Source organism: Cupriavidus sp. a3, from assembly GCF_051015765.1.
Classification (GTDB): domain Bacteria; phylum Pseudomonadota; class Gammaproteobacteria; order Burkholderiales; family Burkholderiaceae; genus Cupriavidus; species Cupriavidus oxalaticus_A.
This window is the reverse complement of record NZ_CP170644.1, coordinates 1,023,877-1,030,199: the sequence shown is the minus strand read 5'-3', so window position 1 is coordinate 1,030,199 and position 6,323 is coordinate 1,023,877. Positions and strand designations below refer to the sequence as shown.

Below are 6,323 nucleotides of genomic sequence, written 5' to 3'. Positions count from 1 at the left end.
AAGCCGCCCAGGATCACGTTGAAGAACGAGCGGTTCATCGCGCGGCACATGATGTACGAGAGGATGGCACCGCTTGAGCCCACCAGCGAGCCGGCGATGATCAGCATCGGGTTGTTCAGCGAGAAGCCGATGCCCGCCGCCGCCCAGCCCGAGTACGAGTTCAGCCACTTCGCTGGCGCGCAAGCCGGCGCCATAGGCGACCGCGAGCGCGGTCTGGTGCTTCAGGTTCCCAGCGGCCGCCAGCAGTCGGCCGACTTCGTCGGGACTGACTACCACGGGCAGGGTGCGTGGAATTCGTACCGGTCGCATCTTGGCCATGCGTTGCGCGTCGCCGAGCGTCACTTCAAAGAAGAACTTCAATCCGGTGATCGCGGCATTGAGCGAAACCGGGGAGATGCCGTGATCGACCAGATGGAGTTGATAGCGCCGTAGGTCCTCAGTGCTAGCCGTGTCGGGAGAGCGGCCGAGAAAGACCGCGAACCGGCGCACGGCACGGATGTATTGGGTCTGGGTCTTATCTCCAAGCTTGCGCATCCGCATGTCTTCGATCATGCGCTGGCGTAGCGGGCTGATGGTAGGCGTCGCGACTGACATGGCTGTGCTCCTGTCGAGGCTCGAGGCGAATTGCCTCGGTCCTCAACATAGGAAACAGCGCTGGCGGTTGAGTCACTTCGCGCTTGACCGGAGGGTTACCGTGTGAGCGGTTTAGTCCGTCGGCCAAAAACGGGCGCTGGCATAGCCCGCGGGCAATGACGTTTGCGTCAAGTATCGGTCATCTCGCTCCGGCGCCGGCGCCGACGCGGCACAGGCGTTGCCGTTGCAGACAAGCACAGTACGACCTACTATGGGGAGGCAGCCCGTCGCGGATTCGCCTCGGGCAGGGCCAGTTCAGGGCAGGTCGCCCCCGCCAGTCGGGTTCTACGCTTGAGTGAAGTTGATCCTCACGGGAGAAAGAAATGAGAGCGATTATTATCGCGGTAATTGCGGCCTTCGGAGCATCACTAGCACTGCCCGGCTACGCGCAAAAGGCAGTGGATCCGTATACGCAAGGGGCCAAGGGGAAAGCGGATCCATTTACGGACGGTGCGAAATCCTCAAAATTCGACCCATATACGGATGGGGCTAAGGAGTCGACCCGCACCGACTTGGCGCCGACCAAGAAGCCCGACCCGTATACCGACGGCGCGAGGGCTGGCAAAGCTGATCCTTATACCGACGGCGCGAAGGCAGGGAAGGCCGATCCGTTTACTGACGGCGCCAATAGCGGCAGCAAGCAATAGCGGAACGCGTCAACTGCGTGGCCTTCCCGGTCCGCCCGGGAAGATCAGGGAAAGCGGTGGCCCCTCGCACACAGCGGGGGGCTATTTTCGCTTCAGGCGTCACCCCATCCGTTCCGGGCCTTCCGTCGCGTCACGCTACTGAATCGCAGCAGCCGCATCTGGATCGCCGCGTCTGAATCACCACTTCCAAGACGGTCTTGCCACCAACCATCGCGATTACCGCTACGATGCCTTCGGTAAGCCCTTGTCTCGCCATCGAGGGGCGACTCGCTGGGGCGATTGGGCTACGCCGCGTACAAGGCAATGATTCCGCGAAATGCTGGTAATCAGTTCCGCATCCGACACGAGAACAGTCATCTCTCACCGCGCATATAGCGCACGCCTATCAACAGGACAACAGCCGACGCGATCCCTGCTCTTGGCAATAGCTCGAGCGCCACCGTCAGCCCTACCCGATCTGCCAGTGCTCCGGTGACGATGGAACCCGGCGCCAGGCCGAGGACGTTGTAGGCCAGGGCGAGCGTCGCCATGGCGGTGCTGTGAATCGCCTTGGGCGTCAGCCTCGCGACCACAGCAGGCGCAAGCTATATGAAGTCGCCGAACTGCTTGGATTCTCCACCGCTGGCGACTTTTCCCGCTGGTTCCGCCGGGAGTTCGGCAAGACCCCATCGGATTGGGTGGCTAACTACAGGCAGAGCATGGCCACAGCCAGGCCCCGGGTGGACCGTGGATGATCATTTGGGAGGTCCCTGACGCAGGTGTGGCTGCTTCATCGGCCCACGGCTTTCTGCCCGGTTCTCGTACCGACTAGCATCGAACGGCAAGCAAGAGCGCCAACTGCCCATTGCATGGGCGACTTGAAGGCAATTGACGGCGTGTCCCAACATGCTAAGAATTTGGCCCATAGGGCGAATCATGGAGGGGCGACAAAACCTACCATAGCTGCATCCAAGTGGATTTGATCAAGCGCCGTCGATGCGCTGGCGTGCCGAACCACCAAGGCCTGCCAACGACTCGCGCACCGCGGCCCAGACTGAGATTGGAGACAGCTATGACAGCAGCAACTACGGCGCAGAACTGGGCTACACAAGCCTCCCCTACAGCACCAGCCATCATCCGGACATCGGTGCGTCAACATTCGATCAAGGTGGAGCTTTGCACGCCGGCCATCGGCGCTGAACTCAGCAACATCAGCCTGGCCGACGCCGCCCAGGATCCTGACCTCATTGCTGAGATTCGGGCGCTGTGGCTGAAGCACAAGGTGCTGTTCTTCCGCGACCAGGACATTACCCCGCTGGAGCAGCAGGCGTTTGCCGCGCAATTCGCCGAACTCGAAGCGCACCCGCTTGCGCCGAGCCATCCGGAGGCCGACAAGCTTCTGATGCTCTATCGGAATCTGGATCCGAACAAACAGAATTTTGTCGAGAAGGCCAGCCGGGAGAATGTCTGGCATTCGGACGTGACCTACAAGAAGGCCCCTCCGCGCGGCGCAGTCTTGCGCCGCGAAATGGGACCGGAAAACGGCGGCGATACGATCTGGTCCAACATGGTAATGGCCTATGAACGCCTTCCCGACGCCATCAAGCAGCGAATTGACGGCCTGTACGCCAAGCACAGCGCCGAACATGTCTTCCTGGCTCAGTATCCGAAGGACGAACGCCACGCCGCCGCAGCAAAGAACCCCGGCAGTGAACATCCGGTCGTCCTGATCCACCCGGAGACCCAGGAAAAGGTTCTGTTTGTCAATTCGGCATTCACGACCCATTTCGTGAACTATTTCAACTTCACGGACATTAGCTACGGCCAGGACTTCATGCCCGAGTCGCACCACCTGCTGTGCTACCTGTGCTCGCAGGCCGCGATTCCGGAGTATCAGGTGCGCCTGAAATGGCGCGACAACACCGTGGCAATGTGGGACAACCTGCTGTGCCAACACTATGCCGTGGCGGACTATGGCAATGCGCCACGCAAGATGCTTCGCGCGACGCTGACAGGCACATCCCTTTCCTGATCCGGACAGTCCGCCGGAAAAACCCCTGAGAAGTCCGCCAGCCAACCCATGGCGGCGGCAAACAGCGCCTCATCCGGAACGATGTCGAGGAAGGATGAGGCTCCTCACCGCACGCGTGTTGCATCACGCGGTGTATTGAAATGCCGTCTTATTCCAAATCACTGGAGACAGTCAGGCTTTACCAACAAATCGATACTGCAGTCATCGATGGCGAATCGCTGCCGTGGGTTCCGTTCACCCCCTATTCGGACGACGTCCTGCTGAAGTACTTCAAGCTTGACCCGATTCGGGGCGAAATCATCGTGCTGATGAAGGCGCCCAAGAGCATGCAGCTTCCCAAGCACCACCATTCCGGCACCGTCGTCGTCTACACGCTGGAAGGCCAGTGGAAATACAAGGAGCACGACTGGGTTGCGGGTCCTGGCAGCGTGGTATTCGAGACCGCCGCGTCCTGCCACACGCCCGAAGTCGTCAGCACCGACGATGAAGGCGGCTACGTGGTGACGCTGGTCTCCGTGATGGGTGACCTTGTTTTTGTCGATGAGAACGACAACAAGCGCTGCATATGGAATCCCACGGAAGCTCTTCACAGTATCCCCGATGCCAGAGACCTTCCCACCTTCGGTCGTCGCAACCGTTATTCAGCGGTGATTCTTCCGTCCTTAATCACCTTCGCCCAGGTAGCGAGTTCTTGGGTCACAAATTTATCCAGAGTCGGAGGGTCCATGTAGGCAGCAAAGCCGCCCTGCTCCTCAATCTTTTTCTTGTACTCCGGGCTCTCCACGATTTTCTGAATCGATGTGGAGAGTTTCTTGACGATGTCCGGCGGCGTGCCTGCCGGCGCGAATACCGCAAACCAAGACTCCACGATGTAGCTTGGCAGACCAGCTTCAGCAGAAGTCGGGACGTCAGGCATCGAAGGGTGGCGTTTAGCCCCCGTGTAAGCCAGTGCCTTGATTTTTCCGGCCTTAACCTGTCCGATTACTGACGGCGGTGTCGTCACGAACATATCGACCTGGCCGCCGATGAGGTCGCTGACCACAGGACCAGCCCCCTTGTATGGGACATGGGTTACCGGGACCTGCGCTTGATTGCCGAACATGACGCCCGCAATATGCTGGATGGAGCCATTGCCTGATGACGCAAAGAACAAGCCTTGGTTGTCCTTCTTGCCAAACGCAATCAGGTCTCGCAGGTTCTGAGCGGGAATCTTTCCGCTGACGGCGACGACATGCGGGGCGCGCATCACCAGCGCTACAGACGCGAAGTCCTTAGGCTTCCAGCGCCCCTGGGGAAACAGCGTGGGATTGCCCACGTGATAGCCGGAGTACTGCATGAGGAGCGTGTAACCATCCGGCTTGGCTCTCGCGACAGCTTCTGTGCCAATGTTGCCGCTGGCGCCAGGCCGGTTCTCAATCACGATAGGCTGGCCGAGGTCCTTGGCTAGTTGCTCGCCAATTAGCCGCGCGACGATGTCGGTCGACCCAGCAGGTGCGCTCGGGACAATCATCGTGACCGGCTTGCTAGGGTAGGCGTCAGCTGCAAGCACCGGCCCTGCGGCCGCCAGCACGAGCGCTGTCGCGGAGATCTTCACACTCCATTTCATTCTGCGTCTCCTATTGATATATGTAAGTCGGGAAGGTCCGTCCCATCCCGGCTTCGTTCCGGTGGCCTGTCAGCTCTGGAACAGAGCTTCCATCTCTTTACGAACGCGGTAGGCTGGTTGCTCTGCATCGATGACCACGTCCTCCCACGTGAGGGACTGGTCCTTGGGCACATCCCGCCGCAGTTTCATGTGATGGGCCAGACCCAAGGGCAGACTGCCAACACGGAGCGATTCCTTTGCAGGGAACAGCTTGCCGAAGACCGTGTAACCGCCTTCGCCATCGAGCATCTCCCCTGCCTTCAGGTCCCGCTTTGCCGTGGCAACGACGTCCGCGTTAAAGTGCTGACCCACACCGGTTGACTCCCGACGCAACCCGACGCTCGCCACAGAGATGCCGAGCTCCAGGCCAATGAGATGCCATTTCTTGTACTGGACCATGCACTGGCCGTTGGGGTCGGTGAAAACCTGGTATTCCTTGAAGCAGCGACGAATGTATTCCGTTGGTGCCTCGACGCAGACCCACACACCCTTACGGATGTCGTACCCTACGGAAGTACCGTCGGTGTTCAGCGACGACACCACATCGACCACACCCTTTTGCGACAGCACGCCGCCATCCGACTTGAGCCGCATGACGGTCGGAATCTGCTCGACGGACGCCGGTGCAAAGGTGATACCTTCGGCCTGCACATGAAGGCCGGTGGCATTTGCAATGGCAGTGCTTTCGATAGCTGGCTTGGAGCCATCGAGGAAGGCATTGAACATTTTCGAATTCATGCCGCCGATGCGTGCCTGGTCGGCCGTAACGCCCCAGTGGTCCCAGACCGTATCGGGCGTCGATTCCCGGAACTTGGGCAGCCACTTGTGCCCGCGCCCCGCGGCGATGATGGGGAACCCGCAAGTGCGAGCCCAATCGACGAGTTCGCATGCCAAGCCTGGTTGGTCACCATAGGCCAAGGAGTAGACCACTCCAGCCTGACGGGAACGGTGGGCTAGCAGCGGACCGCAGAATGCATCGGCTTCGACCGTGACGTTGATGACATGCTTGCCATGCTTGAACGCGGCGAGGCAGTGGTCGACAGCGGCAATCGGGTTACCCGTGCATTCGATTATGATGTCAACACCCGGATGCGCCACAAGCGCTTCCCAGTCATCGCCGACGTGCGTGGCGCCCGAGGCGACCGCGTCATCCAGGGTCGCTGCTTGCGCACGGCCACGTTCCCAGCCCACGCGTTCGAGGCTGGCATGGGCGTTTGCCGGATTCAGGTCGGCAATACCAACCATGTGCACGCCTGGCGTGCGCGGCACCTGCGCCAGGTACATCGAGCCGAATTTCCCTGCACCAATAAGGCCGACGCGCACGGGGTTTCCCTGCTCGGCGCGCGCGAGCAGCTGAGGATAAAAGTTCATGGTCAATCGAGTAAGG

The 6,323-nt window shown here is 60.2% G+C and carries 6 protein-coding genes and 2 pseudogenes; 3 read left to right on the top strand and 5 right to left on the bottom strand.

The window, feature by feature from the left end:
- Together ACAD63_RS26530 and ACAD63_RS26525 are read right to left on the bottom strand one after the other, a co-directional pair.
- Window positions 1–164: pseudogene (locus ACAD63_RS26530) on the bottom strand (NAD(P)(+) transhydrogenase (Re/Si-specific) subunit beta); the annotation flags it as partial.
- Window positions 157–594, bottom strand: a pseudogene (locus ACAD63_RS26525) (tyrosine-type recombinase/integrase); the annotation flags it as partial. The pseudogenes ACAD63_RS26525 and ACAD63_RS26530, both read right to left, overlap by 8 nt.
- A gap of 362 nt (window positions 595–956) precedes the next feature.
- Here ACAD63_RS26525 and ACAD63_RS26520 point away from each other — a divergent pair.
- The gene (locus ACAD63_RS26520) at window positions 957–1,280 is read left to right on the top strand and encodes a hypothetical protein (protein ID WP_135702775.1); all 324 of its coding nucleotides are present in this window, start codon (window positions 957–959) and stop codon (window positions 1,278–1,280) included.
- A 353-nt stretch (window positions 1,281–1,633) separates the two neighbouring features.
- Here ACAD63_RS26520 and ACAD63_RS26515 read toward each other — a convergent pair whose 3' ends face one another.
- On the bottom strand, window positions 1,634–1,810 hold the full coding sequence (locus ACAD63_RS26515; protein ID WP_240745804.1) for a hypothetical protein: 177 nt from the start codon (window positions 1,808–1,810) through the stop codon (window positions 1,634–1,636).
- Between the two features lie 521 nt (window positions 1,811–2,331).
- Here ACAD63_RS26515 and ACAD63_RS26510 point away from each other — a divergent pair.
- Both ACAD63_RS26510 and ACAD63_RS26505 read left to right on the top strand, forming a co-directional pair.
- Complete coding sequence (locus tag ACAD63_RS26510; RefSeq protein WP_135702776.1) at window positions 2,332–3,291, top strand: TauD/TfdA dioxygenase family protein; 960 nt, start codon at window positions 2,332–2,334, stop codon at window positions 3,289–3,291.
- 140 nt (window positions 3,292–3,431) lie between these two features.
- Window positions 3,432–4,022: a 2,4'-dihydroxyacetophenone dioxygenase family protein gene (locus tag ACAD63_RS26505; protein WP_240745805.1), complete on the top strand. Its 591-nt coding sequence runs from the start codon at window positions 3,432–3,434 to the stop codon at window positions 4,020–4,022.
- On the opposite strand, the gene ACAD63_RS26500 is transcribed toward ACAD63_RS26505, so the two are convergent.
- Window positions 3,929–4,897, bottom strand: a complete 969-nt coding sequence (locus tag ACAD63_RS26500; RefSeq protein ID WP_434034613.1) for a Bug family tripartite tricarboxylate transporter substrate binding protein — start codon at window positions 4,895–4,897, stop codon at window positions 3,929–3,931. The two genes, ACAD63_RS26505 and ACAD63_RS26500, sit on opposite strands and share 94 nt — an antisense overlap.
- A gap of 69 nt (window positions 4,898–4,966) precedes the next feature.
- Window positions 4,967–6,307 (bottom strand): NAD(P)H-dependent oxidoreductase, encoded by a 1,341-nt coding sequence (locus ACAD63_RS26495; RefSeq protein ID WP_135702778.1) that lies wholly within the window; start codon window positions 6,305–6,307, stop codon window positions 4,967–4,969.
- Window positions 6,308–6,323: the final 16 nt, after the last annotated feature.

What these genes read in the sequence shown, in the direction of transcription:
- ACAD63_RS26515 (WP_240745804.1), bottom strand. Translation starts at nt 1,810, where the DNA reads ATGGCGACGCTCGCCCTGGCCTACAACGTCCTCGGCCTGGCGCCGGGT.
- ACAD63_RS26495 (WP_135702778.1), bottom strand. Translation starts at nt 6,307, where the DNA reads ATGAACTTTTATCCTCAGCTGCTCGCGCGCGCCGAGCAGGGAAACCCC.
- ACAD63_RS26510 (WP_135702776.1), top strand. Translation starts at nt 2,332, where the DNA reads ATGACAGCAGCAACTACGGCGCAGAACTGGGCTACACAAGCCTCCCCT.
- ACAD63_RS26505 (WP_240745805.1), top strand. Translation starts at nt 3,432, where the DNA reads ATGCCGTCTTATTCCAAATCACTGGAGACAGTCAGGCTTTACCAACAA.
- ACAD63_RS26520 (WP_135702775.1), top strand. Translation starts at nt 957, where the DNA reads ATGAGAGCGATTATTATCGCGGTAATTGCGGCCTTCGGAGCATCACTA.
- ACAD63_RS26500 (WP_434034613.1), bottom strand. Translation starts at nt 4,897, where the DNA reads ATGAAATGGAGTGTGAAGATCTCCGCGACAGCGCTCGTGCTGGCGGCC.